This is a genomic window from Streptomyces sp. NBC_00094, from assembly GCF_026343125.1.
In the GTDB taxonomy this organism is placed as follows: Bacteria; Actinomycetota; Actinomycetes; order Streptomycetales; family Streptomycetaceae; genus Streptomyces.
The window spans coordinates 3,764,524-3,787,810 of record NZ_JAPEMB010000001.1 but is presented as its reverse complement, the minus strand read 5'-3'; the positions used below and the strand labels follow the sequence as shown (position 1 = coordinate 3,787,810).

Below are 23,287 nucleotides of genomic sequence, written 5' to 3'. Positions count from 1 at the left end.
GGAGGTACGGAGGTGACCCATGAGGCGACGCCACCACTTCCACATCGACCATCTCGGGCACTCGATCTCCGTGACCGTCCAGACCGGTCACACCCCTGTGGTCGAGGTTCTCGTCGACGGCAAGGAGACGGGGTACGCCACGACGAAGGACGACCGGCCGGTCACGGTCCCGGTCGAGCTGCCGACCGACCCGCCGACGGCCGTGTCCGTACGGGCGACCCCGGGGCCCGGCGTACCGCGCTGCCTGCTGCTCGCGACGGCGGACGGGGAGCCGCATGTGATGCCGCCGAGACTGTACTGAGCCTCCGAGGCCGCCGCACGGCCCGCCCGCCCCGGCTCAGGAGAGCAAGGCCATGCCGATGACCAGGAAGACGACGAAGGCGATGGCCCCGGCGACGGCCGCCGTCTTACGGGGACGGCGCCGCGACAACTCGGCGAGACCGCCGCCGGTGGAGGCGGCGGCCGGACGCTCACGCCGCCGGGAGACGGGCGCGGGCGCAGGCTGGTGCGGGGCGTGACGCTGGGGCTGATGGGCCGGCTGAGGCTGCTGGAGCTGATGGGGCTGCTGAGGCCGGTGACCCTGCTGCATCTGCTGCGCCTGCTGGGGCCGGTGACCCTGCTGAATCTGCTGGTTCTGGTGGCTCTGCTGATTCGGGTGGTTCTGCTGGGGCGGCTGGGGGTAGCCGCGCCAGGCGCCGGAGGAGAACCAGTCCGCGATCGCCTGCGCCGAGGGCCGCTGCTCCGGCTGCTTGGCCAGCAGGCTCAGCAGGTACGTCTCGAAGGCGGGCGGCAGCATCACGCCCAGCCGGCCGGGCGGCACCGGCGCGGTGTCGATGTGCTGGTACAGCAGGGCCGTGGCCGTGTCCGCGCGGAACGGCGGGTTTCCGGTGAGGAGTTGGTAGAGCACACACCCCAGCGAGTACACGTCGGAGGCCGACGAGGCGGACTGGCCGAGGGCCCGCTCGGGCGCGAGGTACAGCCCCGTACCGACGATCTGGCCCGTCGTCGTGAGCGCACCGGAAGGGTCGTCGACGAACCGCGCGATACCGAAGTCGGCCAGCTTCACCGTGCCCTCGGCGTCGACCAGCAGGTTCCCCGGCTTGATGTCGCGGTGCACGACACCCTGCCGGTGGGCGGCCGCGAGCCCGGCGGCGGCGTGGGCGGCGACCACGGCCACCCGCTCGGCCGGCAGGACCATCGGATCGGCCGGGCTGCCCGCGAGGCTGTCGCCCTCGACCAACTCCATGACGAGGAACAGCTTTCCGTCCCACGTACCGAAGTCGAAGACGCCCACCACGTGCGGGTGGCTCAGCCGCGCGGCGGTCTGCGCCTCCAGCCGGAAGCGGTCGGCCGCGGACGGGTCGGAACCGTGGCCCAGCATCAGCTTCACGGCCACGGGCCGGCCCAGGACCTCGTCGGTGGCCTGCCACACCTCGCCCATGCCGCCCCGGCCGATACACACATGAAGCCGATATCGGTCCGCGACCAGCACCTGGAGACCACCCTTTCGACGATCGATCAACTTGACGGAAGGGAACCAGCGTAGAGCCGCACGAAGACACTCTTCGCCGCGCGTCCCCTCCGGACCGCCTCCCACCACTCCCCGCCCCCTCCTGGGCATGATGGCGGGATGCTGATCGAACACGAAGGCCACGCTCCGACCGTCCACCCCACCGCGTACGTCGCCCCGACGGCGACACTCTCCGGTGACGTACGCGTCGGCGCGGGCTGCCGGATCCTCTTCGGAGCCGTACTGACCGCCGAGGGTGGTCCGGTCGAGCTCGGCGAGGGCTGCATCGTCATGGAGAACGCGGTCCTGCGCGGCACCCGCCGCGACCCCCTGACCCTGGGACGGCACGTCCTGGTCGGACCCACCTCCTACCTCACCGGCTGTGCGGTGGAGGACGAGGTGTTCCTCGCCACCGGCAGCCGGGTGTTCAACGGGGCGAGGATCGGGGCGCGTTCGGAGGTCCGTATCAACGGCGTCGTGCACCTGCGGACCGTGCTCCCCGCCGACGCCACGGTCCCGATCGGCTGGGTCGCGGTCGGGAACCCGGCGCGGATCCTCCCGTCGAACGACCACGGCGAGATCTGGGAGACACAGAAGGAGCTGGACTTCCCCGGCTACGTCTTCGGTCTGGACCGGCCGGCGGAGGGGGAGAGCATCATGCCGTCCGTCTCCGAGCGCTTCGGCCGCGCGCTGGGCCGCCACCGCGACGACCGCACGCTCTGACGCCTCCCCGGGGTGGACGACATCCGTGATGCGGGTGAACGGAAGGTGTCTCCCGACCGTTAGCATCACGGCCCGGAGTGCGTCCGGGGCGAGTGTTGTCGGTGAGCGTGGGACGGAGTGGGTCGTGACACGACCGCGTACGGGTGTGGCGGTACTGACGATGGGCTCGCGCCCCGACGAGCTGCGGGCCCTGCTCGACGCCGTGGCGCGGCAGGACGAGCCGGCCGCCCGGATCGTCGTCGTCGGCAACGGCGCGGGATCGCTCCCGGAGCTCCCCGAGGGCGTCACCGGTGTCGAACTCCCCGAGAACAGGGGAGTGTCGGGCGGCCGGAACGTCGCCATCGAGACGCTGCGCGCGTTCGGTGACGTCGACGTGGTGGTGGACCTCGACGACGACGGCCTGCTCGTCGACACGGACGTCCTCCGCCGCCTCGCCGACCTGTACGAGGCCGACCCCGCACTCGGGATCGTCTCGTTCCGCATCGCCGACGAGACCGGCGAGACGCAGCGCCGGCACGTCCCCCGCCTCGGGGCGAAGGACCCGCTGCTCGGCGGCGAGGTCACGACGTTCCTCGGTGGCGGCCACGGTCTTTCGATGCCGATGCTCGACCGGATCGGCGGCTGGCCGGAGGACTTCTTCTTCACCCACGAGGAGACCGACCTCGCCTGGCGGGCCCTCGACGCGGACTGGAAGGTCCTCTACGCGCCGGAACTCCTGCTCCAGCACCCCAAGACCAGCCCGGCCCGGCACGCCGTCTACTACCGGATGACCGCCCGCAACCGCGTCTGGCTGGCCAAGCGCAACCTGCCCGTCCTGCTGGTCCCCGTCTACCTCGGCGTCTGGACCCTCCTGACCCTGGCCCGGACCCGCTCCCTGCCGGGCCTCGCGGCCTGGTTCGGCGGCTTCGCGGAGGGCGTCCGCCGCCCCTGCGGCCCGCGCCGCCCCATGCGCTGGTCCACGGTGGGCCGCATGACCCGGCTGGGCCGCCCGCCGATCATCTAGCGGGTGCCGTACGGAGCGACGTCGGCCGACCCCACGAGCCGGCCGACGCCCCTCTCTCGTGCTTTCGTGCACATGCGAAGCGTTCTGGCGAATGCTGCAATGGATGGAGAGCTCCGTCCGACCATGCCCGGCGGGATACGGCGGGATGAGGCCGGGCGCGGCCAAGTCCTGCGAGCGGCGTGTACGGAGTGGCCATGAGCGACGTAATCGAAGACATGGGACCGGTCGACTTCCTGGTCATCGAGTTCCCGGGTAACCGCATGACGGGTGAGGGCTTCCCCCTGTTGCTCGACCTGGTGGACCGCGGCGTCATCCGCGTTCTCGACCTCCTGTTCGTACGGAAGGACGACGACGGGAGTGTCGTCGCTCTGGAGCTGGCGGATCTGGACGGTGACGGCCGGCTCGACCTGTCCGTGTTCGAGGGTGCTTCGTCCGGGCTTCTGGGCCAGAGCGACCTCGACGAGGCAGGGATGGCGCTGGAACCCGGCAACGCGGCCGGAATCCTGGTGTACGAGAACCTTTGGGCCGCGCCCCTCGCGCGAGCCCTGCGGCGCGGCGGTGCACAACTCGTCGCGGGCGGACGCATCCCCGTACAAGCCCTCCTGGCCTCGCTCGAAGCCGCGGAGGCGGCAGAGGGTGACAGGCCCGCTGCCTGACGCCCCCGATGTCCGAGCGGGCGGACTCACTCGGCAGAAACAAGGAGGACCGACATGCCAGGACTTCTTCGAGGGGTGGCACGCACCGCCGTGGTGGCCGGGACGGCGACCGCGGTCTCCAACCGGGTCTCACGGCGCCAGGCGGGACGCTGGGCCCAGCAGGAACCGGCACCCGAACAGCGTGCACCGGCACCCCCGGCGCCGGCGCCCGCCGCACCGGTCGACGACATGAGCAACAAGCTCGAGCAGCTCAAGGAACTCGGACAGCTGAAGGAACAAGGCGTACTGACCGAGGAGGAGTTCGCGACTCAGAAGAGCCGGATCCTCGCCTCGTGACCACCGCCCTCCGGAAACCACTCAGGGGCCTGACCCGCTTTCGCGGATCAGGCCCCTGACCTGGTCTTACGGCTGTCGGGGTGGCGGGATTTGAACCCACGACCTCTTCGTCCCGAACGAAGCGCGCTGCCAAGCTGCGCTACACCCCGATGTCGCTGCTCTGTTCTTCACGTCGCGGCGACATCGCTTACTTTAGCCCACGCGCGCTCTGAGGAGAAATCCGGTTTTCGGAGAGCCGCACCGCAGGTCGGACACGATCGAGAGCGACGATCGCCAGGCCCAGGACGTAGAAGCCCGCGCCCAGCACGACGGCGTTGGTGAGGACGCCGTCGTAGCCGTGGGCGGTGACGTCGAGGAACGGGTACGTGTAGCGGGTCGGGGCGTCCGGGGAGATCAGCTCGCCGCGGACCAGGGCGAAGGCGAAGTAGAGGCCGGGGGCCGCGAGCCACTGGGCGGCGTGGCGCCAGCGGAGGGCGCCGGGGAGGGTGAGGAGGAGGAAGTCGAGCACCGCGCCGATCGGGGTGACCGTGTGCAGGAGCTGGTTGGCGACGGCCTTCGCGCCGGTCAGGCGGGCGATCTCGGCGGCCTGGTTGAACTCGCTCGCCTCGTTGTCGAGGACCAGGTGGAAGACGAGGCCGACGACCGTGATGCAGAGCAGGGCGCCGCCGGTCCACAGGGCGGGGAGTGGCGGGCGGCGGTTCCAGGCGCGGAGGGCACCCCAGCCGAACACCACGGCGACCAGGATGTTCGACCAGATCGTGAAGAAGCTCAGGACGACGAACACGTTCCCGTGGACGCACTCGATGACGAGGCCCGTCGCCGCGCACAGCGCGATCAGGCCCCGGAACGCCGCTGCGTAGGGGCGGCGCAGGGCGGGGGGTATGACGGCGGAGGCCGGCACGGACGAGGAGTCGGCGGAGTGAGGCGTGAGCATTCCCCCACCGTAGGTGGTCAGGCGCGGGCCGTCAGCGTGAGCAGGGTGACCTCCGGCGGGCAGGCGAAGCGGACCGGGGTGAACCGGTTCGTGCCGCAGCCGGCCGAGACGTGCAGGTAGGAGTTCCGGTCGCCGACCGTGTGGGTCGACAGCCCCTTCACCCGGTCGGTGTCCAGGTCGCAGTTGGTGACGAGCGCCCCGTAGAAGGGGATGCACAGCTGTCCGCCGTGGGTGTGTCCGGCGAGGATCAGCTCGTAGCCGTCCGCCGTGAAGGCGTCGAGGGAGCGCAGGTACGGGGCGTGGACGACGCCCATCGTGAAGTCGGCCGCGGTGTCGGGGCCGCCGGCCACGCGCTCGTACCGGTCGCGCTTGATGTGCGGGTCGTCGAGGCCGGTGAAGGCCAGCTGGGCCTCGGGCAGTTTGAGCGTGCCGCGCGTGTTGGTGAGGTTCACCCAGCCGGCCGCGTCGAAGGCGTCCCGCATGCCCTCCCACGGGTTGTGGACGGCGCCGACGACGGGCTTGTTGCCGTTGAGGCCGTGACGGCCCTGGGCCTTCTCCCTCAGGTACCGGGCGGGGTTGCGCAGCCGGGGTCCGTAGTAGTCGTTGGAGCCGAAGACGTACACGCCCGGGAACTCCATCAGCGGGCCGAGCGCGTCCAGGACCTCCGGCACGGCGTCGGGGTCGGAGAGGTTGTCGCCGGTGTTGACGACGAAGTCCGGGCGGAGGCCGGCGAGCGACTGGAGCCAGGCCCGCTTCTTGCCCTGGCCGCTGACCATGTGGATGTCGGAGACCTGAAGGACCCGCAGGTCGCGCATGCCGCGCGGGAGGACGGGCACGGTCACGCGGCGGAGCCGGAAGGAGCGGGCCTCGAAGCCGGCCGCGTAGACGAGTCCGGCCGCAGCCGTCGCCGTGAGGCCTGCCGTGATCTTCAGGGGGATCCCGTACCGTGCGCGCATCGCACCATCGTCGCAGACCCGACGGGCGGAAATGTGCGGGCGGGTGGGGTGGGGCACCTGCCACACTTGACCCCATGACCACGCTCAAGGAGAAGCTCAAGGCCGACCTCGACGCCGCGATCAGGGGGCGCGACGAACTGCGTTCCTCGACCCTGCGGCTGACCATCACCGCGATCACCATGGAGGAGGTCGCGGGCAAGTCCAAGCGCGAACTTTCCGACGACGAGGTGCTGAAGGTGATCGCCAAGGAGGCGAAGAAGCGCCGCGAGGCCGCGGACGCCTTCGCCCAGGGCGGCCGCACCGAGTCCGCCGAGCGGGAGCGGGCGGAGGGCGTCCTCCTCGACGCGTACCTGCCGAAGCAGCTCAGCGACGAGGAGCTCGACGGGATCGTCGCGGCGGCCGTCGAGGAGGCGAAGGCGGCGGGTGCCGAGGGGCCGCGTGCCATGGGCGCCGTCATGAAGATCGTGAACCCGAAGGTGGCCGGGCAGGCCGAGGGCGGCCGCGTCGCCGCCTCCGTGAAGAAGCTGCTCGCGGGCTGATCCGTCCGCCGAGTACGTACGAGGAAGGGCGCCCCACCGGAGTGGGGCGCCCTTCCTCGTATCAGCGCTTCAGTGTTTCAGCGGATCGCGCGGTTCAGCGGTTTCCGCGGCCGCGGCCGCCGTCACCGCCGCCGATCAGGTCCGGCGGGAGCGTGATCCCGGGGAAGGGGTCGGTCGGCGGCTTCGTGTCGCCCGGCTTGGCGTCGCCCGGCTTCTTCGGCTTGTCGCCTTCCTTCTTCTCCTCCTTGGGCTTGGCCCGCGGTACGGCGATGGGGGTGAAGCCCGGCGTCTCGGAGGCGTTCAGGGCGCCGGTCATCGCGATCCGCCAGATCGGGCCGGGGAGGCAGCCACCACAGACCTTGTCGTAGAACTCGCCGCCGATGGTGATGTCGTACATCGACTTCTTCTCGCCGACGTCGTCACCGACCCAGACGGCGGTGGAGAGGTTCGGGGTGTAGCCGACGAACCAGGCGTCCTTGCGGTCGTTGGTCGTACCGGTCTTGCCCGCGTTGTCGCGGTCGCTGAGGCCTGCCTTCTGGCCCGTACCGTCCTCGACGACGCCCTTGAGCATCTGGTTGATCATGTCGGCGGTGCGGTCGCTCATGGCCCGCGTGCACTTGGTCTGCGGCACGTTCAGCTTGTCGCCGTTGGCGGCCCTGACCGACTCGATGGCGACCGGGGTGCAGTAGATGCCCCGGTTGGCGAAGGTCGCGTAGGCGCTCGCCATGTCGAGCGGGGTGCTCTCCTGGGCGCCGAGGGTGACGGACGGCAGCTGCTGGAGCTTCTTGCCGAGCTCGCGCTCGTACCCGACCTTCTTCGCCATCGTGATCGTCTCGCAGAGGCCCGCCATCTGCTCGAGCTTCGCGAAGTAGGTGTTGATGGACTTGCCGAGGGCACTCGTCATGTCGTACATGCCCTTTTCCGACTCGAGCTCGTTTCCGATCTCCCAGTCGGCGTACCCGGCAGGCTTCCCGTCGCAGCGGGTGTAGTCGCTCTCCGGGATGTGGATCTTCCACGGGGTGTCGAAGGTCTGCGCCGGGCTCAGGCCCTTCTCCAGCGCCGCCGCGGCCGTGATCGGCTTGAAGGTCGAGCCGACCTGGAAGCCGTACGTGGTGCCGCCCATCTTGCTGCCGACGGCGAGGTTGAGCGTGGTCTGGTGCTGCTTCTGGTCCAGGCCGTACGGGCGGGACTGGCCCATCGACAGGATCCGGCCGGTGCGGGGCTGGACCTGCACCACCGAGGCGGCGACCGGGTCGTCCTTGTTGATCTTCGCGACGGCGGCCTCGTTGGCGGCGGCCTGCGCGCGCGGGTCGAGCGTGGTCTTGACGGTGAGACCGCCGAGGTTCCACAGCTTCTGCCGCTCCTCGGCCGTCTTCCCGAAGGTCGGGTCGCTGAGGATCGTCTTGCGGACGTAGTCGCAGAAGAAGCCGGCGCCGTCGACGGCGGTGATGCAGCCGTTCTTCGGCGTCTTGACCTTCAGCTTGAGCGGAGCGGCCTTCGCCTTGTCCGCCTCCGCCTGGCTGATGTCCTTCACGTCGGCCATCCGCTGGAGGACCACGTTGCGGCGCTTCGTGGCTTCCTGGATGTCGTTGATCGGGTCGTAGCGGCTCGGCGACTGGACGAGACCGGCCATCATCGCCGCCTCGCCCAGGGTCAGGTCGGCGGCGCGCTTGGAGAAGTACCGCTGGGAGGCGGCCTCGATGCCGTAGGCCTGCTGCCCGAAGAACGTGATGTTGAGGTAGTTCTCCAGGATCTTCTTCTTGCCCAGCTCCTCCTCGACCTGGATCGCGAACTTCAGCTCGCGGACCTTGCGGCCGATGGTCTGCTGGGTGGCCTGCGCGACCTTCTCGGGGTCGTCACCCGCCTCCTCGACGAAGACGTTCTTCACGTACTGCTGGGTGAGGGTGGACGCGCCCTGCGCGACACCGCCCGACTGCGCGTTGCGGTTGATCGCGCGCAGCACACCCTTGAGGTCGATCGCCCCGTGCTCGTAGAAGCGTCCGTCCTCGATCGCGACGATCGCCTTCTGCATGTACGGGGAGATCTTGTCCAGCGGGACGACCTTCCGGTCCCGCGAGTACACCGTGGCGATGAGACCGCCTTCGGCGTCGAGGATGGTGGTGCGCTGACTCAGCGGCGGGGTCTTCAGGTTGGAGGGGATCTCGTCGAACCCCTCGACCGTGCCCTTCGCGGCGAGTCCGAGTGCTCCGGCCGCGGGCAGGGCGATGCCCGCCAGCACGGCTCCTGCGAGCACACTGACACCGAGGAACTTGGCGGCCTGCTGGGTCCCGGTCAGACCACCGCCCGAGCGCTTCTTTGCCATGGGGGCAGCCTACGTTCTCATTCGCCGGACACGCGTATATGCCTTGGCCTAAGCTGCTCACAACTGTCACAGCAGTGTGGTCTCGCATCAAGACCCGTGCGTGACTTCGGCGTGAATTCCCGTGACCCCGAAACGCGGGAAGCTCGTGTCCGTTTCCGGCTCATGCGTCACTCGGTGCCCGAAGTGGCTCCGGCAAGTAAGGGCATATTCGCTGGATATGTCCCCTATCACACGCATGTCCTTCGATCACTCCCCTGGGTGATCTGACGCGTACGCATAGTCCGTTCGGGCCATTCAAGATTGGGCCCGAAGGGGGTGTTGCGCTGTGCCTACCTTCCGTAACGTCCCAACTGGCAGCGGTGAATATGCCGCTGCCGCCGTGGGGGAGCCTCGATTCGGGAGAGGACGGCGCCGGTATGGGCTGGGTAGCTGACTGGAGTGCGCAGGCGGCCTGCCGCACTACCGATCCGGATGAACTTTTCGTGCAGGGAGCGGCACAGAACAGGGCAAAGGCGGTGTGCACCGGATGTCCGGTGCGGACCGAGTGCCTCGCCGACGCCCTCGACAACCGCGTGGAGTTCGGCGTGTGGGGTGGCATGACGGAGCGAGAGCGCCGCGCCCTGCTGCGCCGACGGCCGACCGTCACCTCGTGGCGCCGGCTCCTGGAGACCGCGCGGACGGAGTACGAGCGCGGTGCGGGCCTGCTGCCCGTGGCGATCGAGGACGACGCGACGTACGAGGCGTACGCCGCGGTCGGATAGACCCCGACGCGTACGGGGACAGGGGCTCAGGTCGAGGGCGTATGCCCGGTCGTGAGCCGGTCACCGATGGCCCGCAGCCCGGCGAGGTCGTGCACATCGCCGGGCAGGGCGGCCACTTCGACCACCGCCACCTCGGGGTGGAGGGCGGTGAAGCGGTTCCGCGTGCGCTGCTCACGCGCGAGCACCCGCATGCGCTCGGCATGCAGGCGTAGGAGTCCCGCGGTGAGATGTCGTACGTCCGTGTCTGTGTCCGCCTCTGTGACGGTGTCTGCGGCTGTGCGCTGTGCGGCCGGTTCGGCTGTGGGGGCAGCCGGGGATACGGAAGAAGATGCGGCGGCGGTGGCGAGGTCTGACAGCTCGGGCGACGTGGCCGGGGAGCCACTCCGTGCAGTCTTCCCGCCCGCCTGATCCGTCATGCGCCCCTCGTCAAGATTTTCCGCGGCGGCCCGCGCCCGCTCGGCCGAGAGGCCGGCGGCACCGCTGCCGTGGACACGGTTGAGGACGAGACCGGCCAGTGGCATCGCCTCGGCGGCCAGCCGCTCCACGAAGTACGCGGCTTCGCGCAGCGCGTCCCGCTCCGGCGTGGCGACGACGAGGAACGCCGTGCCCGGGGCCTGGAGCAGTCGGTACGTGGCGTCGGCGCGGGTCCGGAAACCGCCGAACATCGTGTCCATCGCCGCCACGAAGGTCTGCACGTCCTTGAGGAACTGACCCCCGAGCAGCTTCCCGAGCGTCCCCGTCATCATCGACATGCCGACGTTCAGGAACTTCATGCCGGCCCGGCCGCCCACCTTCGCCGGGGCCATGAGCAGCTTGATGAACTTCCCGTCGAGGAAGGACCCGAGCCGCTTCGGCGCGTCCAGGAAGTCCAGGGCGGAGCGGGACGGCGGCGTGTCGACCACGATCAGGTCCCACTCGTCGCGCGCCCGGAGCTGGCCCAGCTTCTCCATCGCCATGTACTCCTGCGTACCGGCGAATCCGGCCGACAAGGACTGGTAGAAGGGGTTCTCCAGGATCGCCCGGGCCCGCCCGGGGTCCGCGTGCGCCTCGACGATCTCGTCGAAGGTCCGCTTCATGTCGAGCATCATGGCGTGCAGTTCGCCGCCATCGGAGGCCTTGATGCCCTCGACCTTGCGGGGCGTGTTGTCGAGGGAGTCGATGCCCATCGACTGCGCGAGCCGGCGCGCCGGGTCGATGGTGAGGACGACGACCCGCCGGCCGCGCTCGGCCGCCCGTACGCCGAGGGCGGCCGCCGTGGTCGTCTTGCCGACCCCGCCGGCGCCGCAGCAGACGATGATGCGGGTGCCCAGGTCGTCGATGAGCGGGTCGATCTCCAGGACGGGGACCGCGTCGAGGCCGCTCTCGGCGGCCGGCTTCTCCGTCACGCGCCCACCCCTTGCTTACGCAGTTCCTTCGCCAGTCGGTAGAGCCCCGCGATGTCCCCGCCGTCCCCCAGGAAGGGGAGTTCGTACGAGGGCACGCCGATGCCGTCCAGGACCGCGCGCTGCTCGCGCTCCAGCTCCACCCGCCGGGCGTGCTCGGCCGCCTGGTCGAGGAGCGGCTCGACCAGGCGCGTGCCGCCCGTGACGCCGACGGAGGCCAGGCTCCGCGCGATCGCGTCCCGGTGGTCGCCGGAGGCGGCCCGTACCGCCGCCCCGTCGAGGACGTGCGGGCGGACCATGTTCACCACGACCCGCCCCACCGGCAGTTCGGCCGCGCGGAGCTCCGCGATGCCGTCGGCCGTCTCCTGGACCGGCATCTCCTCCAGGAGGGTCACCAGATGGACCGCCGTCTCGGGCGACTTGAGGACCCGCATGACGGCCTGCGCCTGGTTGTGTATCGGGCCGATCCTCGCCAGGCCCGCCACCTCGTCGTTGACGTTGAGGAAGCGGGTGATGCGGCCGGTGGGCGGCGCGTCCATGACCACGTGGTCGTAGGTGTGGCCGCCGTGCTTCTCGCGCCGCCGGACCGCCTCGCACGCCTTGCCGGTCAGCAGGACGTCCCGTACCCCCGGGGCTATCGTCGTCGCGAAGTCGATCGCGCCGAGCTTCTTCAGGGCCCGCCCCGCGCTGCCCAGTTTGTAGAACATCTGGAGGTAGTCGAGGAGCGCGCGCTCGGCGTCGATCGCCAGCGCGTACACCTCGCCGCCGCCCGGGGCGACGGCGATCTTGCGTTCCTCGTACGGAAGCGACTCCGTCTCGAAGAGCTGTGCGATGCCCTGTCTGCCTTCGACCTCGACGAGGAGGGTACGTTTCCCCTCCGTCGCGAGGGCGAGCGCGAGGGCGGCGGCGACCGTCGTCTTACCGGTACCGCCCTTGCCGCTGACGACCTGGAGCCTGCTCACGCTGTCGAGCCTAACCACTGGCGGCGGCGCCCAATCAAGAGGCCGCCCCGCGGCAGCGGATACAGTCGGCTCCATGACCAAGTGGGAGTACGTCACCGTGCCGCTTCTGGTGCACGCGACGAAGCAGATTCTGGACACCTGGGGCGAGGACGGCTGGGAGCTCGTCCAGGTCGTGCCCGGGCCGAACAACCCCGAGCAGCTCGTGGCCTACCTGAAGCGGGCCAAGTCGTGAGCGGGGCCGTCGAGGCGAGGCTCGCCGAGCTCGGACTGACCCTGCCGGAGGTCGTGCCGCCGCTGGCCGCCTACCAGCCGGCCGTGCAGTCGGGCGTGTACGTCTACACCTCGGGCCAGCTTCCGATGGTCGCGGGCAAGCTCTCGGTGACCGGCAAGGTCGGCGACGAGGTCACCGCCGAGGAGGCCAAGCAGCTCGCGGCCACCTGCGCGCTGAACGCGCTCGCGGCCGTGAAGTCGGTCGCGGGTGACCTGGACCGGATCAAGCGGGTCGTGAAGGTCGTCGGCTTCGTCGCCTCCGCCTCCGACTTCACCGGGCAGCCGGGTGTCATCAACGGCGCCAGCGAGCTGCTCGGCGCGGTCCTCGGGGACAAGGGCGTGCACGCGCGCAGCGCCGTCGGCGTGGCCGTGCTGCCGCTCGACGCGCCGGTCGAGGTCGAGGTCCAGGTGGAGCTCGTCGAGGCCTGACCTCCCGTCATTCCGTGAAGAGCCGGTCCCCTCAGGGCGAGGGGGCCGGCTCTCGTGCGTCGGCCGCTGCCGTGGCGTGGGGGCGCTGTGCTCGCTGTCGTGGCGTCGGGCTGTCGCGGTCGCCGTCATGGCGTCGGGCCCGTCGCGTCGGCCGCTGTCGCGTCGGCCGCTGTGGCGCCGTGCCGTCGCGCCCGTCGTCGTGCCGTCGCGCCGACCGGCCCTCGTGCATTTCGGTGCTTGCGCATAGCATCCGCCCATGTCGAATGCTCAGCCGAACGGTCAGTGGTACCCGCCGGAATGGCCCGACCGCATCCGGGCCCTCGCCGCGGGCGAGCTCACCCCGGTGAGCCCCCGCCGCGCCGCCACCGTCCTCCTCCTGCGGGACGGGGCCGCGGGCCCCGACGTCCACATGCTGCGCCGTCGCGCCTCGATGGCCTTCGCGGGCGGCGCGTACGCCTACCCCGGTGGTGGGGTCGACCCGCGTGACGAGCAGCCGGTGCGCTGGGCCGGGCCCTCCCTCGCCGTGTGGGCCGCGCGCCTCGGGTTCGACGAGGGTGACGCCGCCCAGGCCCAGGCCGTCGTCTGCGCCGCCGTACGCGAGACGTACGAGGAGGCGGGCGTCCTGCTCGCCGGGGAGACCGCGGAGACCGTGGTCGGCGACACCACGGGCGAGGACTGGGAGCGGGACCGGGAGGCGCTCGTCGCCCGGGAGCTGTCCTTCGCCGACTTCCTCGACCGGCGCGGGCTCGTCCTGCGCTCGGACCTGCTCGGCGCGTGGGCGCGCTGGATCACCCCGGAGTTCGAGCAGCGGCGGTACGACACGTGGTTCTTCGTGGCCGCCCTCCCGGCCGGGCAGCGCACCCGGAACGCCTCCACGGAGGCGGACCGTACGGTCTGGATCCGCCCGGCGGATGCCGCGGCCGGGTACGACCGGGGCGAGCTGACGATGATGCCGCCGACGATCTCGACCCTGCGGGCCCTGGAGCCGTACGGCACGGCCGCCGAGGCGCTGGAGGCGGCCGGGGCCCAGGACATGACCCCCGTGCTCGCGCAGGCGCGCCTGGAGGGTGACGAGCTGGTCCTGAGCTGGCCGGGGCACGAGGAGTTCACCAAGATCATCCCGGCCGGGGGCGCGTGATGAGCGACGCCGCCGCCCTGCCCGGGCAGCCGCGCGGGCTCGTGGTCTCCGGCCCGGCGACCGCCCGCGCCGTGAACGTCCTGGCCCCGAACGCGTCCGCGATGACCCTCGACGGCACCAACACCTGGCTCCTGTCCGAGCCCGGCTCCGACCTCGCCGTCGTCGTCGACCCGGGCCCGCTCGACGAGGGCCATCTGCGCCATGTCGTCGAGACCGCCGAGAAGCTCGGCAAGCGGGTCGCGCTCACCCTGCTGACCCACGGCCACCCGGACCACGCGGAGGGCGCAGGCCGGTTCGCCGAGCTGACCCGGACCGCCGTCCGGTCCCTCGACCCGGCGCTGCGGCTCGGCGACGAGGGGCTCGGCGCGGGGGAGGTGGTGTCGGTCGGCGGCCTGGAGCTGCGGGTCGTCCCGACGCCCGGGCACACCTCGGACTCGCTCTCCTTCCATCTGCCCGCCGACCGGGCGGTGCTGACGGGCGACACGATCCTGGGCCGCGGGACGACGATGGTCGCGCATCCGGACGGGCGGCTCGGCGACTACCTGGACTCGCTGCGGCGGCTGCGCTCGCTCACCGTCGACGACGGCGTGCACACGGTCCTGCCGGGGCACGGGCCGGTCCTGGAGGACGCTCAGGGGGCCGTGGAGTTCTATCTGGCACACCGGGCGAACAGGCTCGCCCAGGTGGAGTCGGCGGTCGAGAGCGGCCACCGGACGGCGGCGGAGGTCGTCGCGCACGTGTACGCGGACGTGGACCGCTCGCTGTGGCCGGCGGCCGAGCTGTCCGTACGGGCGCAGCTCGAGTACCTGCGGGAGCGCGGCCTGGCGTAGGCGGGGCGGTCTGGGCGGCCTGGCGTAGACGGCTCGGGACAGGCGGGGCAGGCGGGGCAGGCGGGGCAGGGCGGGGCAGTACGGGGCGGAGCTGGTTCCGGGGACGTCACGATCCTGTCCCGAGGCCGACCCCGACCCTTCGATGTCCTTGACCCGTGCTTTACGCTCCGCTTACTTCTGGCCGTAGCTTTCGGGGGGATCGCCCGTGTTCGTCATCGCCATTCTGCTGCTCATCGCCGCAGTGGTGCTCTTCTTCGTCGCCCGCTCGCAGGACTCGACGGGGCTGAAGCTCGGCGCCGTCGGCGCGGTGGTCGCCGGCCTCTTCTCGCTGGCCGTCAGCATGACCTACGTGATCAGCGCGTACGAGGTCGGTGTTCCGGTCGCCTTCGGCAAGGTCGGCTCGCCCATGACCTCGGGCATGCACGTGAAGTCGCCGTTCACCGACGTCACGACCTTCTCCACCCGCCCCGTCGACCTCAACCTCTCCGACAAGGACGTGGTCGAGGTCCGCTCCTCGCAGGGCGGCGTGATGTACGCCGAGGTGACGGTGAAGTGGGCCGTCGTCCCGTCCAAGTCCGTCGAGCTGTACAAGCTCGCGGGCAGCGAGGACGCCATCCAGCAGCGGCTCGTCTACCCGGACAGCCGGGAGATCGTCCGCAACGTCTTCGCCCGCTACACGAGCGAGCAGGGGTACGCCTCCGACCGCGAGAAGATCAACGCCGAGATCGGCTCCCTGATCAAGGAGCGCCTTGTCCCGCGAGGCATCGACGTGACCACGGTGAACCTGCGCAACGTGAAGCCCTCGGACTCGCTCCAGGGCCAGATCGACCGCAAGATCCAGCAGCAGCAGGCCACCGAGCGCGCCCTTGAGGCCGCCCGTACCGCCCAGGCCGAGTCCGACCGGCGCCGGATCGAGGCGGAGGGCATCGCCCGCGCCAACAAGATCCTCAACAACTCGCTGACGGACAAGGTCCTCATGAACCAGTGCATCGACGCGTTCAAGGAGGCCGCGGCCAAGAACGCGATCTACACCGTGCCCTGCGGGAACGGTGGCTCGGCCCCGGTGATCGTGGACGGCTCGAAGCGCTGACCGCACCCTGACGTACGGAAAGGCCGCCCCGGTCCGACGACCGGGGCGGCCTTTCGCGTACGAGGGTGCTTACCGCGAGCGCTTCGCGAGGCGCTCCACGTCCAGCAGGATCACGGCGCGGGCCTCCAGGCGCAGCCAGCCGCGCTGGGCGAAGTCGGCGAGCGCCTTGTTGACCGTCTCGCGGGAGGCGCCGACCAGCTGGGCCAGCTCCTCCTGGGTGAGGTCGTGGACGACGTGGATGCCCTCCTCCGACTGCACGCCGAAGCGGCGCGACAGGTCGAGGAGCGCACGGGCGACACGGCCCGGCACGTCGGAGAAGACCAGGTCGGACATCTGGTCGTTGGTCTTGCGCAGCCGGCGGGCGACCGCGCGGAGCAGCGCGGTGGCCACCTCGGGGCGGGCGTTCAGCCAGGGCTGGAGGTCGCCGTGGCCCAGACCGAGCAGCTTGACCTCGGTCAGCGCCGTCGCGGTCGCGGTGCGCGGGCCCGGGTCGAAGAGGGACAGCTCACCGATGAGCTCGCCGGGGCCGAGGACCGCCAGCATGTTCTCGCGGCCGTCGGGGGAGGTGCGGTGCAGCTTCACCTTGCCCTCGGTGACCACGTACAGGCGGTCACCGGGATCGCCCTCGTGGAACAGCGCGTCGCCACGGGCGAGCGTCGCCTCACTCATCGAGGCGCGCAGCTCGGCGGCCTGCTCGTCATCGAGCGCCGCGAAGAGCGGGGCGCGCCGCAGAACGTCGTCCACGAGTTCTCTCCATACTGTCGACCTGCTCAAAGGACCTGGGTCCCATGATGCCGGACGCACAAAACAGTGCGATCAATCACAACAAGTTTGACGCACTTGGCTACCGGTCCGTACGGCAGGGGCCCGATTGGGGTCCGATCGGCCATGCCCAAGGCGGATGTCAGCAGTGGCCCCTAGGCTGGCCGGGTGTCCAACTCGCCGGTGAGAGCGCAGGCCAAGGGGGCTGGAAGAGTGTCAGCCGAAGGTAATTCCGCCGTGGGCGAACACGGCGTGTCGAAGCGGGCAAAAGCCCCAATTCGGAAGATTGCGGGGGTCGTGGAGCCGGTCAAAACCGCCAAGACGGGCAGGGTCGACGGCGAGGCGGCCGCTCCGGCGAAGGCTGTGAAGCCGGCGAAGGCCGCGAAGGCCGCGCCGCCCGCGAAGGCCGTGAAATCGGCGAAGTCGATGGCGCCCGCGAAGGTCGCGAAGTCGGCCGCCTCCGTGACGGTGGTGAAGGCCGCCAAGCCCGAGTCGCGGCTCGCCATGATCCGGCGGGCGCGGAAGATCAACCGCGAGCTGGCCGAGGTCTTCCCGTACGCCCATCCGGAGCTCGACTTCCGGAACCCCTTCGAGCTGCTCGTCGCCACGGTCCTCTCCGCGCAGACCACCGACCTGCGGGTCAACCAGACCACCCCCGCCCTCTTCGCGAAGTACCCCACGCCCGAGGACCTCGCCGCCGCCGTACCGGAGGAGGTCGAGGAGCTGATCCGCCCGACCGGCTTCTTCCGGGCCAAGACCAAGTCGATCATGGGCCTCGCCGCCTCCCTCAGGGACGACTTCGGCGGCGAGGTCCCCGGCCGCCTGGAGGACCTGGTCAAGCTCCCCGGCGTCGGCCGCAAGACCGCGTTCGTCGTCCTCGGCAACGCCTTCGGGGTCCCCGGCATCACCGTCGACACCCACTTCATGCGCCTGGTCCGGCGCTGGAAGTGGACCGAGCAGGAGGACCCGGTCAAGATCGAGGCGGAGATCGCCGAGATCTTCCCGAAGAGCGAGTGGACCATGCTCTCGCACCGGGTGATCTTCCACGGCCGCCGGATCTGCCACGCCCGCAAGCCCGCCTGCGGCGCCTGCCCGATCACCCACCTCTGCCCCTCGTACGGCGAGGGCGAGACGGACCCGGAGAAGGCGCGGAAGCTGCTGAAGTACGAGATGGGCGGATTCCCCGGCCAGCGGCTCGACCCGCCGCCCGGCTACCCGGGCCGCCCCGCGCCCCCGCTGGGCGCGAGCGGCGGAGCCCGAGCCTGAGCCCGAGCCCGAGTCCGAGTCCGAGCCCGAGCCCGAGCCCGAGCTTCCGGACCGAGCTGCGGGGAACGAACCCGTCCATCGATCGCGTTGTGAAACACGGGGTGCCTATGACGCGCACTGACGAAGACATCCACGATGCCGGCCACGGTCGCAGCCCTGGCCACGGCCGTAGCCCCGGCTCCGGCACCGGCCGTAACCCCGGCCACGGCCCCGGTACCGGTGGTCTGCTCGACCGGGCCGGGCTGCCGTCCTGGCTCGAACCCGTCGACCGGGCCGCCCGCACGGTCGCGCCCGAGCAGCTGAGCCGGTTCCTGCCGCCCGCGAGCGGGGCCGGCCGTCAGTCCGCCGTCCTCGTCCTCTTCGGCGAGGGCGACCGCGGACCCGAGCTGCTGCTCATGGAGCGCGCCGGCAGCCTCCGGTCGCACGCCGGGCAGCCCTCCTTCCCGGGCGGTGCCCTCGACCCGGAGGACGGCGCTCCGGAGGACGGCGGTCTGGTGCGCGCCGCCCTGCGAGAGGCCCAGGAGGAGACCGGGCTCGACCCGGCGGGCGTCCAGGTGTTCGGCGTACTGCCGCAGCTCTACATCCCCGTCAGCGGCTTCGTCGTCACCCCGGTCCTCGGCTGGTGGCGGGCCCCGAGCCCCGTGGGAGCCGTCGACCCCGGCGAGACCGCCCGCGTCTTCACGGTTCCCGTGGCGGATCTCACGGATCCCGCCAACCGCGCGACGACCGTCCACCCGAGCGGCCACCAGGGCCCCGCGTTCCTGGTCCAGTCCGCGCTGGTCTGGGGTTTTACCGCCGGAGTGATCGACCGGCTACTGCATTACGCCGGCTGGGAGCGCCCCTGGGACCGGGCCAAGCAGGTCCCACTCGACTGGCGCTCATGACAGGCTGACCTCGGCGACCGAAACGAATTTGCGAGGCTATCGACGGTGAACGTGCTGGACATCTTGTTGCTGCTCGCCGCCGTGTGGTTCGCCGTCATCGGTTATCGCCAGGGATTCGTGGTCGGCATCCTGTCGGTGGTCGGGTTCCTCGGCGGCGGTCTCGTCGCCGTTCTGCTGCTCCCGATCCTCTGGGACCAGCTGACCGACAACAGCGAGGTCTCGACCACGGCGACGATCGTCTTCGTGATGGTGGTCATCGTCTGCGCCTCCGTGGGCCAGGCGTTCACCACCCACCTCGGCAACAAGCTGCGCCGGCACATCACGTGGTCACCGGTGCGCGCCCTGGACGCCACCGGCGGCGCGCTGGTCAACGTCGTCGCGATGCTGCTCGTGGCCTGGCTCATCGGCTCCGCGCTCGCCCGTACCTCGCTGCCCACGCTGGGCAAGGAGGTGCGCAACTCCAAGGTCCTGCTCGGGGTGGAGCAGGTGATGCCCGATCAGGCGTCCCGCTGGTTCGACGACTTCAGCTCCACGCTGGCCCGCAGCGGCTTCCCGCCGGTCTTCAGCCCCTTCACCAACGAGCCGATCACCCAGGTCACACCGCCCGATCCGGCGCTCGCCGACAGCCCCGTCGCCGCCCGCGCCCAGCGCTCCATCGTGAAGGTCGTCGGCACCGCGCAGAGCTGCGGCAAGGTCCTCGAAGGCACCGGCTTCGTCTTCGACGACCGCCGGATCATGACCAACGCCCATGTCGTCGGAGGGGTCGACGAACCGACCGTCCAGATAGGCGGCGAGGGCAAGCTCTACGACGCCAAGGTCGTCCTCTACGACTGGCAGCGCGACATCGCCGTCCTGGACGTGCCGGGCCTCAAGGCCGCGCCCCTGAACTTCACCGACGAGGACGCCCACAGCGGGGACGGCGCGATCATCGCCGGATTCCCGGAGAACGGCTCGTACGACGTGCGGTCGGCGCGCGTCAGGGGCCGTATCAGCGCCAAGGGCCCCGACATCTACCAGCGCGACGAGGTGCGCAGGGACGTGTACTCGCTGTACGCGACGGTCCGCCAGGGCAACTCCGGCGGCCCGCTCCTCACCGAGGACGGCGAGGTGTCCGGCGTGATCTTCGCCCGCTCCCTCGACGACGTGAACACCGGCTACGCGCTGACGGTCGACGAGATCCGCGAGGACATCGAGCGCGGCAGGACCGCCACCCAGCAGGTCGACACCCAGGCCTGCGCGCTGTAGCCGGCCGGCCGCTCACAGCAGTCCTGTGCTCTGCTGCCCTGCGCTCCGATGTCCCGTGCTCCGCTGTCCTGTGCCCCGCTAGGGGGTGTCGCGTGGATGCCTGAGCCGGGCCGAGACCCAGCGGGCCCGGCGGCGCAGGATGCGCGAGATCCCCACCCCTTGCACGGCGTGCGCGCGGCCCTGGTCCTGCGGGCCGCCCCTCTCCCGGGAGCCCGGCCCAGCGGCCGAGCGGCGGTTGCGTGCTGTGTCACTGTAGTCGTGCGTCCAGCCCATACCTCGACGTCTGCCCGTGGCCCAAGGTCGGTAACCGCCCGGGGGCCCGCCAATTGGAGTATGCGCCGGGCACATGGCCGTTCGATGGATGTCTGTACGTCAGAAGCCTGACCGGGCGCCTGTTCCGATGGCACGTCAGGCGTCACGTCAGCGGTCGGGCTCGGGGTCCTTCAGCCAGTTGACGAGCTCCGTGGAGAAGGCCACCGGGTCCTCCTCGTGCGGGAAGTGACCGAGGCCGTCGAAGAGCCGCCAGCGGTACGGCGCCTCCACGTACTCGCCCGAACCGGCCGCGCTGCGGGTCCGCATCACCGGGTCCATGGAGCCGTGCAGGTGCAGCGTCGGCACCCGTACGGGCCGCTTCATGCGCCGGTTGAACTGGATGCCGTCCGGGCGGGCCAGGGACCGCACCATCCAGCGGTACGGCTCGATCGAGCAGTGCGCCGTCGACGGGACCAGCATCGCCCGCCGGTACACCTCGACGGCCTCCTCGTCGGCGGGGCGCGGCCCCGACCACTCCTGGATCAGCTCTCCCACGAGCGCCGCGTCGTCCGCGACGAGCCGGCGCTCCGGCAGCCACGGCTGCTGGAAGCCCCAGATGTGCGACCCGGCCCGCGACTGGGCGAAGTCGGAGAGCATCGCCGAGCGCCAGCGGCGCGGGTGCGGCATCGAGGAGACGGCGAGGCGGCGCACCAGCTTGGGCCGCATCACGGCCGCCGTCCAGGCGAGGTAGCCGCCCAGGTCGTGGCCGACGAGCGCCGCGTCGGGCTCGCCGAGGGAGCGGATGACCCCGGTGATGTCGAGGGCCAGGTTGGCGGGGTCGTAACCCCGGGGCGTGCGGTCGCTGCCGCCCACCCCGCGCAGGTCCATCGCGACGGCCCGGAACCCCGCGTCGGCGAGGGCCGGCAGCTGGTGGCGCCAGGTCCACCAGAACTGCGGGAAGCCGTGCAGGAGCAGCACCAGCGGGCCGTCACCCATCTCGGCGATGTGGAATCGGGCGCCGTTGGCGGCCACGTCGCGATGGGTCCACGGCCCGTCGAGCCGCACGGGCCCGCCGTTGCCGTTGCTGCTCTCGGGGAGGGTCATACGGACGAGCGTGCCACAGCGGAGGCCTTGTCCAGCGCCGTGACCGGCTCCGGGCGGGGGTGCGGCTTCACCGTGGAGAGCACGGCGGCCGTCTGCTTGGCGGAGGCGATGGACTTCTCCGGCGGCTTCACCTTGCGGAACTTGGCGTACGCGATCACGCCGAGGAGCACCGCCAGCAGCACGTTCGCGGCGAACGAGAGCAGGAAGCACCAGACGAGGTTCCAGCCGCCCTCGCCGTTGTGCCCGCCCGTCCAGGTGTTGATGGCGTACGCGAGCGCGAAGCTCAGCATCGGCAGGGAGAACAACAGCACGACCGCGGCGGCGATGCCGGCGGCGCCGCCGATCGCGCCCCGCTTGGCGTCCTCCCGGATCTCGGCCTTGGCCAGGGCGATCTCGTCGTGCACGAGTGCGGACATCTCGGCGGTCGCCGAGGCGACCAACTGGCCGAGACTGCGCTCGGCTCCGTCGAACGGGTCGCTCATCGCTGCTCCCTTTTCTCTTCTACGGTCCGAGTCAGATCATGCCGGACGGTCGGCCTCGTCGCGCGATGCCCCCGCCACTTGGGCGCGGTCGCGGTGCTCGGCGGCCTTCTTCTCGTAGATCTCCGCCATCCGCAGGTGGTACGCCGGGTTGTCCTGCTCGTAGATGTCGGGGATGCCGTCGTGGTCGTCGTCGCGCTCCTCGTCGGCGATGAGCTCCTGGTACCTGCGGACCCGCAGCTTCAGCAGGACGGAGGCGAGGACGGCCGCGATGAGGGAGCCGATGAGGACGGCGGCCTTCACCTCGTCGGTGAGGACGGCGTCGCCGGCGAAGGCGAGTTCGCCGATGAGCAGCGAGACGGTGAAGCCGATGCCGGCGAGGGAGGCGACGGCGAAGACGTCCGGCCAGGTCAGGTCGGGGTTGAGCTCCGCCTTGGTGAAACGGGCGGCGAGCCAGGTGCCGCCGAAGATGCCGACGGCCTTGCCGACGACGAGACCGAGGACGACGCCGAGGGTGACCGGCTGGGTGAAGACGTCGCGGATCGCCCCGCCGGAGACGCTGACGCCGGCGGAGAAGAGCGCGAACAGGGGGACGGCGAGGCCGGCCGAGAGCGGTCGTACGAGGTGCTCGATGTGCTCGCCGGGGGAGTGCTTCTCACCCTCGTGGGTGGTGCAGCGCAGCATCAGGCCCATGGCGACGCCGGCGATGGTGGCGTGGACGCCGCTGTTGTACATCAGGGCCCAGATGACGAGGGCCAGCGGGACGTACACGTACCAGCCGCGAACGTTCTTGCGGAGGAGCAGCCAGAAGACGACGAGTCCGGCGACCGCGCCGCCGAGCGCGGCGAAGTTCAGGTCGCTGGTGAAGAAGACCGCGATGATCAGGATCGCGAAGAGGTCGTCGACGACGGCGAGGGTGAGCAGGAAGGCGCGCAGCGCGGACGGCAGCGAGGTGCCGATGACGGCGAGGACGGCGAGCGCGAAGGCGATGTCGGTCGCCGTGGGCACGGCCCAGCCGTCCATCGAGCCGTTGCCGAGGACGTTGACCAGGGCGTAGACGAGGGCGGGCGCGGCCATGCCGCAGATCGCGGCGATGACGGGGAGCGCGGCGGCCTTGGGGTCGCGCAGTTCGCCCGCGACGAGCTCGCGCTTGAGCTCGATGCCTGCGACGAAGAAGAAGATCGCGAGGAGCCCGTCGGCGGCCCAGTGCTGGATCGACAGGTCGAGACCGAGGGCGGCGGGGCCTATGTGGAAGTTCTGTACGGACTTGTAGCTGTCGGCCGCGGGGGTGTTGGCCCAGATGAGGGCGGCGACGGCGGCGAGGAGTAGCAGGACGCCGCCGACGGTCTCCGTACGCAGGGCGTCGGTGAGGTATCGCCGCTCGGGCAGGGAGAGCCGGCCGAGGAACTTGCGGTCGTCACGGTCGGTCGGTGCGGGCGCGGCCACGAGGAAA

Annotated in this window: 26 protein-coding genes and 1 tRNA gene; 15 read left to right on the top strand and 12 right to left on the bottom strand. The window is 70.9% G+C overall.

Annotation, left to right across the window (positions count from 1 at the left end; genetic code table 11):
• Positions 1-19 precede the first annotated feature (19 nt).
• Positions 20-301, top strand: coding sequence for a hypothetical protein (locus tag OG580_RS16500; RefSeq protein WP_267044438.1), 282 nt, complete (start codon positions 20-22; stop codon positions 299-301).
• A 36-nt stretch (positions 302-337) separates the two neighbouring features.
• Here the strand turns inward: OG580_RS16500 and OG580_RS16495 are convergent, their stop codons facing one another.
• Positions 338-1,462 carry a serine/threonine-protein kinase gene (locus OG580_RS16495; protein ID WP_267044437.1) on the bottom strand — a complete coding sequence of 375 codons (1,125 nt, stop codon included), beginning with the start codon at positions 1,460-1,462 and terminating at the stop codon, positions 338-340.
• A 168-nt stretch (positions 1,463-1,630) separates the two neighbouring features.
• On the opposite strand from OG580_RS16495, the gene OG580_RS16490 reads away from it, so the two are divergent.
• From OG580_RS16490 to OG580_RS16475, 4 genes are all read left to right on the top strand, one after another.
• Positions 1,631-2,233 (top strand): gamma carbonic anhydrase family protein, encoded by a 603-nt coding sequence (locus OG580_RS16490; protein ID WP_267044436.1) that lies wholly within the window; start codon positions 1,631-1,633, stop codon positions 2,231-2,233.
• A 124-nt stretch (positions 2,234-2,357) separates the two neighbouring features.
• Complete coding sequence (locus OG580_RS16485; RefSeq protein WP_267044435.1) at positions 2,358-3,236, top strand: glycosyltransferase family 2 protein; 879 nt, start codon at positions 2,358-2,360, stop codon at positions 3,234-3,236.
• A gap of 194 nt (positions 3,237-3,430) precedes the next feature.
• Positions 3,431-3,892, top strand: a complete 462-nt coding sequence (locus tag OG580_RS16480) for a DUF6325 family protein (protein ID WP_267044434.1) — start codon at positions 3,431-3,433, stop codon at positions 3,890-3,892.
• A 54-nt stretch (positions 3,893-3,946) separates the two neighbouring features.
• Complete coding sequence (locus OG580_RS16475; protein ID WP_267044433.1) at positions 3,947-4,228, top strand: SHOCT domain-containing protein; 282 nt, start codon at positions 3,947-3,949, stop codon at positions 4,226-4,228.
• Positions 4,229-4,303: 75 nt separating this feature from the next.
• On the opposite strand, the gene OG580_RS16470 is transcribed toward OG580_RS16475, so the two are convergent.
• From OG580_RS16470 to OG580_RS16460, 3 genes are all read right to left on the bottom strand, one after another.
• Positions 4,304-4,377, bottom strand: a tRNA-Pro gene (locus tag OG580_RS16470).
• A 38-nt stretch (positions 4,378-4,415) separates the two neighbouring features.
• On the bottom strand, positions 4,416-5,162 hold the full coding sequence (locus OG580_RS16465) for a Pr6Pr family membrane protein (protein WP_267044432.1): 747 nt from the start codon (positions 5,160-5,162) through the stop codon (positions 4,416-4,418).
• A 17-nt stretch (positions 5,163-5,179) separates the two neighbouring features.
• A complete protein-coding gene (locus OG580_RS16460) occupies positions 5,180-6,118 on the bottom strand; it encodes a metallophosphoesterase (protein ID WP_267044431.1) in 939 nt (312 codons plus the stop codon).
• 74 nt (positions 6,119-6,192) lie between these two features.
• Here OG580_RS16460 and OG580_RS16455 point away from each other — a divergent pair, with 74 nt between their 5' ends.
• Positions 6,193-6,657: a GatB/YqeY domain-containing protein gene (locus tag OG580_RS16455; RefSeq protein ID WP_267044430.1), complete on the top strand. Its 465-nt coding sequence runs from the start codon at positions 6,193-6,195 to the stop codon at positions 6,655-6,657.
• Positions 6,658-6,751: 94 nt separating this feature from the next.
• On the opposite strand, the gene OG580_RS16450 is transcribed toward OG580_RS16455, so the two are convergent.
• Positions 6,752-8,980 (bottom strand): transglycosylase domain-containing protein, encoded by a 2,229-nt coding sequence (locus tag OG580_RS16450; RefSeq protein WP_267044429.1) that lies wholly within the window; start codon positions 8,978-8,980, stop codon positions 6,752-6,754.
• A gap of 416 nt (positions 8,981-9,396) precedes the next feature.
• Between OG580_RS16450 and OG580_RS16445 the strand changes: the two genes are divergently transcribed.
• A complete protein-coding gene (locus tag OG580_RS16445) occupies positions 9,397-9,741 on the top strand; it encodes a WhiB family transcriptional regulator (protein ID WP_015034550.1) in 345 nt (114 codons plus the stop codon).
• 26 nt (positions 9,742-9,767) lie between these two features.
• On the opposite strand, the gene OG580_RS16440 is transcribed toward OG580_RS16445, so the two are convergent.
• Together OG580_RS16440 and OG580_RS16435 are read right to left on the bottom strand one after the other, a co-directional pair.
• Entirely contained in the window at positions 9,768-11,126 is a 1,359-nt protein-coding gene (locus OG580_RS16440; protein ID WP_267044428.1) for an ArsA family ATPase, read from the bottom strand.
• Entirely contained in the window at positions 11,123-12,085 is a 963-nt protein-coding gene (locus OG580_RS16435) for an ArsA-related P-loop ATPase (protein ID WP_267044427.1), read from the bottom strand. The genes OG580_RS16440 and OG580_RS16435 overlap by 4 nt, the downstream gene beginning before the upstream one ends.
• 73 nt (positions 12,086-12,158) lie before the next feature.
• Between OG580_RS16435 and OG580_RS16430 the strand changes: the two genes are divergently transcribed.
• From OG580_RS16430 to OG580_RS16410, 5 genes are all read left to right on the top strand, one after another.
• Entirely contained in the window at positions 12,159-12,317 is a 159-nt protein-coding gene (locus tag OG580_RS16430; RefSeq protein ID WP_015034547.1) for a DUF4177 domain-containing protein, read from the top strand.
• Positions 12,314-12,784 (top strand): RidA family protein, encoded by a 471-nt coding sequence (locus OG580_RS16425; protein ID WP_267044426.1) that lies wholly within the window; start codon positions 12,314-12,316, stop codon positions 12,782-12,784. The genes OG580_RS16430 and OG580_RS16425 overlap by 4 nt, the downstream gene beginning before the upstream one ends.
• Before the next feature lie 256 nt (positions 12,785-13,040).
• The gene (locus tag OG580_RS16420; RefSeq protein WP_267044425.1) at positions 13,041-13,922 is read left to right on the top strand and encodes an NUDIX hydrolase; all 882 of its coding nucleotides are present in this window, start codon (positions 13,041-13,043) and stop codon (positions 13,920-13,922) included.
• Positions 13,922-14,752 carry an MBL fold metallo-hydrolase gene (locus OG580_RS16415; protein ID WP_267044424.1) on the top strand — a complete coding sequence of 277 codons (831 nt, stop codon included), beginning with the start codon at positions 13,922-13,924 and terminating at the stop codon, positions 14,750-14,752. Before OG580_RS16420 ends, OG580_RS16415 begins: the two co-directional genes overlap by 1 nt.
• A gap of 205 nt (positions 14,753-14,957) precedes the next feature.
• Positions 14,958-15,842 (top strand): prohibitin family protein, encoded by an 885-nt coding sequence (locus OG580_RS16410; RefSeq protein ID WP_267044423.1) that lies wholly within the window; start codon positions 14,958-14,960, stop codon positions 15,840-15,842.
• A gap of 69 nt (positions 15,843-15,911) precedes the next feature.
• Here OG580_RS16410 and OG580_RS16405 read toward each other — a convergent pair whose 3' ends face one another.
• Entirely contained in the window at positions 15,912-16,586 is a 675-nt protein-coding gene (locus OG580_RS16405) for a Crp/Fnr family transcriptional regulator (protein WP_015034542.1), read from the bottom strand.
• 315 nt (positions 16,587-16,901) lie between these two features.
• On the opposite strand from OG580_RS16405, the gene nth reads away from it, so the two are divergent.
• The 3 genes from nth (at position 16,902) to OG580_RS16390 (ending at position 19,999) form a co-directional block, all read left to right on the top strand.
• Positions 16,902-17,870 carry an endonuclease III gene (gene nth / locus OG580_RS16400; RefSeq protein ID WP_354006207.1) on the top strand — a complete coding sequence of 323 codons (969 nt, stop codon included), beginning with the start codon at positions 16,902-16,904 and terminating at the stop codon, positions 17,868-17,870.
• A gap of 107 nt (positions 17,871-17,977) precedes the next feature.
• Entirely contained in the window at positions 17,978-18,754 is a 777-nt protein-coding gene (locus tag OG580_RS16395) for a CoA pyrophosphatase (protein ID WP_267044421.1), read from the top strand.
• 45 nt (positions 18,755-18,799) lie between these two features.
• Positions 18,800-19,999 (top strand): MarP family serine protease, encoded by a 1,200-nt coding sequence (locus OG580_RS16390; RefSeq protein WP_267044420.1) that lies wholly within the window; start codon positions 18,800-18,802, stop codon positions 19,997-19,999.
• A 78-nt stretch (positions 20,000-20,077) separates the two neighbouring features.
• Here OG580_RS16390 and OG580_RS16385 read toward each other — a convergent pair whose 3' ends face one another.
• The 4 genes from OG580_RS16385 to nhaA form a co-directional block, all read right to left on the bottom strand.
• Positions 20,078-20,272, bottom strand: a complete 195-nt coding sequence (locus OG580_RS16385) for a hypothetical protein (RefSeq protein ID WP_267044419.1) — start codon at positions 20,270-20,272, stop codon at positions 20,078-20,080.
• A gap of 147 nt (positions 20,273-20,419) precedes the next feature.
• A complete protein-coding gene (locus tag OG580_RS16380) occupies positions 20,420-21,355 on the bottom strand; it encodes an alpha/beta fold hydrolase (RefSeq protein WP_267044418.1) in 936 nt (311 codons plus the stop codon).
• Positions 21,352-21,837: a phage holin family protein gene (locus OG580_RS16375; RefSeq protein WP_267044417.1), complete on the bottom strand. Its 486-nt coding sequence runs from the start codon at positions 21,835-21,837 to the stop codon at positions 21,352-21,354. The genes OG580_RS16380 and OG580_RS16375 overlap by 4 nt, the downstream gene beginning before the upstream one ends.
• A gap of 36 nt (positions 21,838-21,873) precedes the next feature.
• Positions 21,874-23,280: a Na+/H+ antiporter NhaA gene (gene nhaA, locus OG580_RS16370; RefSeq protein ID WP_267044416.1), complete on the bottom strand. Its 1,407-nt coding sequence runs from the start codon at positions 23,278-23,280 to the stop codon at positions 21,874-21,876.
• Positions 23,281-23,287 lie beyond the last annotated feature (7 nt).

What these genes read in the sequence shown, in the direction of transcription:
- OG580_RS16420 (WP_267044425.1), top strand. Translation starts at nt 13,041, where the DNA reads ATGTCGAATGCTCAGCCGAACGGTCAGTGGTACCCGCCGGAATGGCCC.
- OG580_RS16490 (WP_267044436.1), top strand. Translation starts at nt 1,631, where the DNA reads ATGCTGATCGAACACGAAGGCCACGCTCCGACCGTCCACCCCACCGCG.
- OG580_RS16455 (WP_267044430.1), top strand. Translation starts at nt 6,193, where the DNA reads ATGACCACGCTCAAGGAGAAGCTCAAGGCCGACCTCGACGCCGCGATC.
- OG580_RS16500 (WP_267044438.1), top strand. Translation starts at nt 20, where the DNA reads ATGAGGCGACGCCACCACTTCCACATCGACCATCTCGGGCACTCGATC.
- OG580_RS16445 (WP_015034550.1), top strand. Translation starts at nt 9,397, where the DNA reads ATGGGCTGGGTAGCTGACTGGAGTGCGCAGGCGGCCTGCCGCACTACC.
- OG580_RS16460 (WP_267044431.1), bottom strand. Translation starts at nt 6,118, where the DNA reads ATGCGCGCACGGTACGGGATCCCCCTGAAGATCACGGCAGGCCTCACG.
- OG580_RS16480 (WP_267044434.1), top strand. Translation starts at nt 3,431, where the DNA reads ATGAGCGACGTAATCGAAGACATGGGACCGGTCGACTTCCTGGTCATC.
- OG580_RS16380 (WP_267044418.1), bottom strand. Translation starts at nt 21,355, where the DNA reads ATGACCCTCCCCGAGAGCAGCAACGGCAACGGCGGGCCCGTGCGGCTC.
- OG580_RS16415 (WP_267044424.1), top strand. Translation starts at nt 13,922, where the DNA reads ATGAGCGACGCCGCCGCCCTGCCCGGGCAGCCGCGCGGGCTCGTGGTC.
- OG580_RS16395 (WP_267044421.1), top strand. Translation starts at nt 17,978, where the DNA reads ATGACGCGCACTGACGAAGACATCCACGATGCCGGCCACGGTCGCAGC.
- OG580_RS16430 (WP_015034547.1), top strand. Translation starts at nt 12,159, where the DNA reads ATGACCAAGTGGGAGTACGTCACCGTGCCGCTTCTGGTGCACGCGACG.
- OG580_RS16465 (WP_267044432.1), bottom strand. Translation starts at nt 5,162, where the DNA reads ATGCTCACGCCTCACTCCGCCGACTCCTCGTCCGTGCCGGCCTCCGCC.
- OG580_RS16475 (WP_267044433.1), top strand. Translation starts at nt 3,947, where the DNA reads ATGCCAGGACTTCTTCGAGGGGTGGCACGCACCGCCGTGGTGGCCGGG.
- OG580_RS16450 (WP_267044429.1), bottom strand. Translation starts at nt 8,980, where the DNA reads ATGGCAAAGAAGCGCTCGGGCGGTGGTCTGACCGGGACCCAGCAGGCC.
- OG580_RS16375 (WP_267044417.1), bottom strand. Translation starts at nt 21,837, where the DNA reads ATGAGCGACCCGTTCGACGGAGCCGAGCGCAGTCTCGGCCAGTTGGTC.
- OG580_RS16385 (WP_267044419.1), bottom strand. Translation starts at nt 20,272, where the DNA reads ATGGGCTGGACGCACGACTACAGTGACACAGCACGCAACCGCCGCTCG.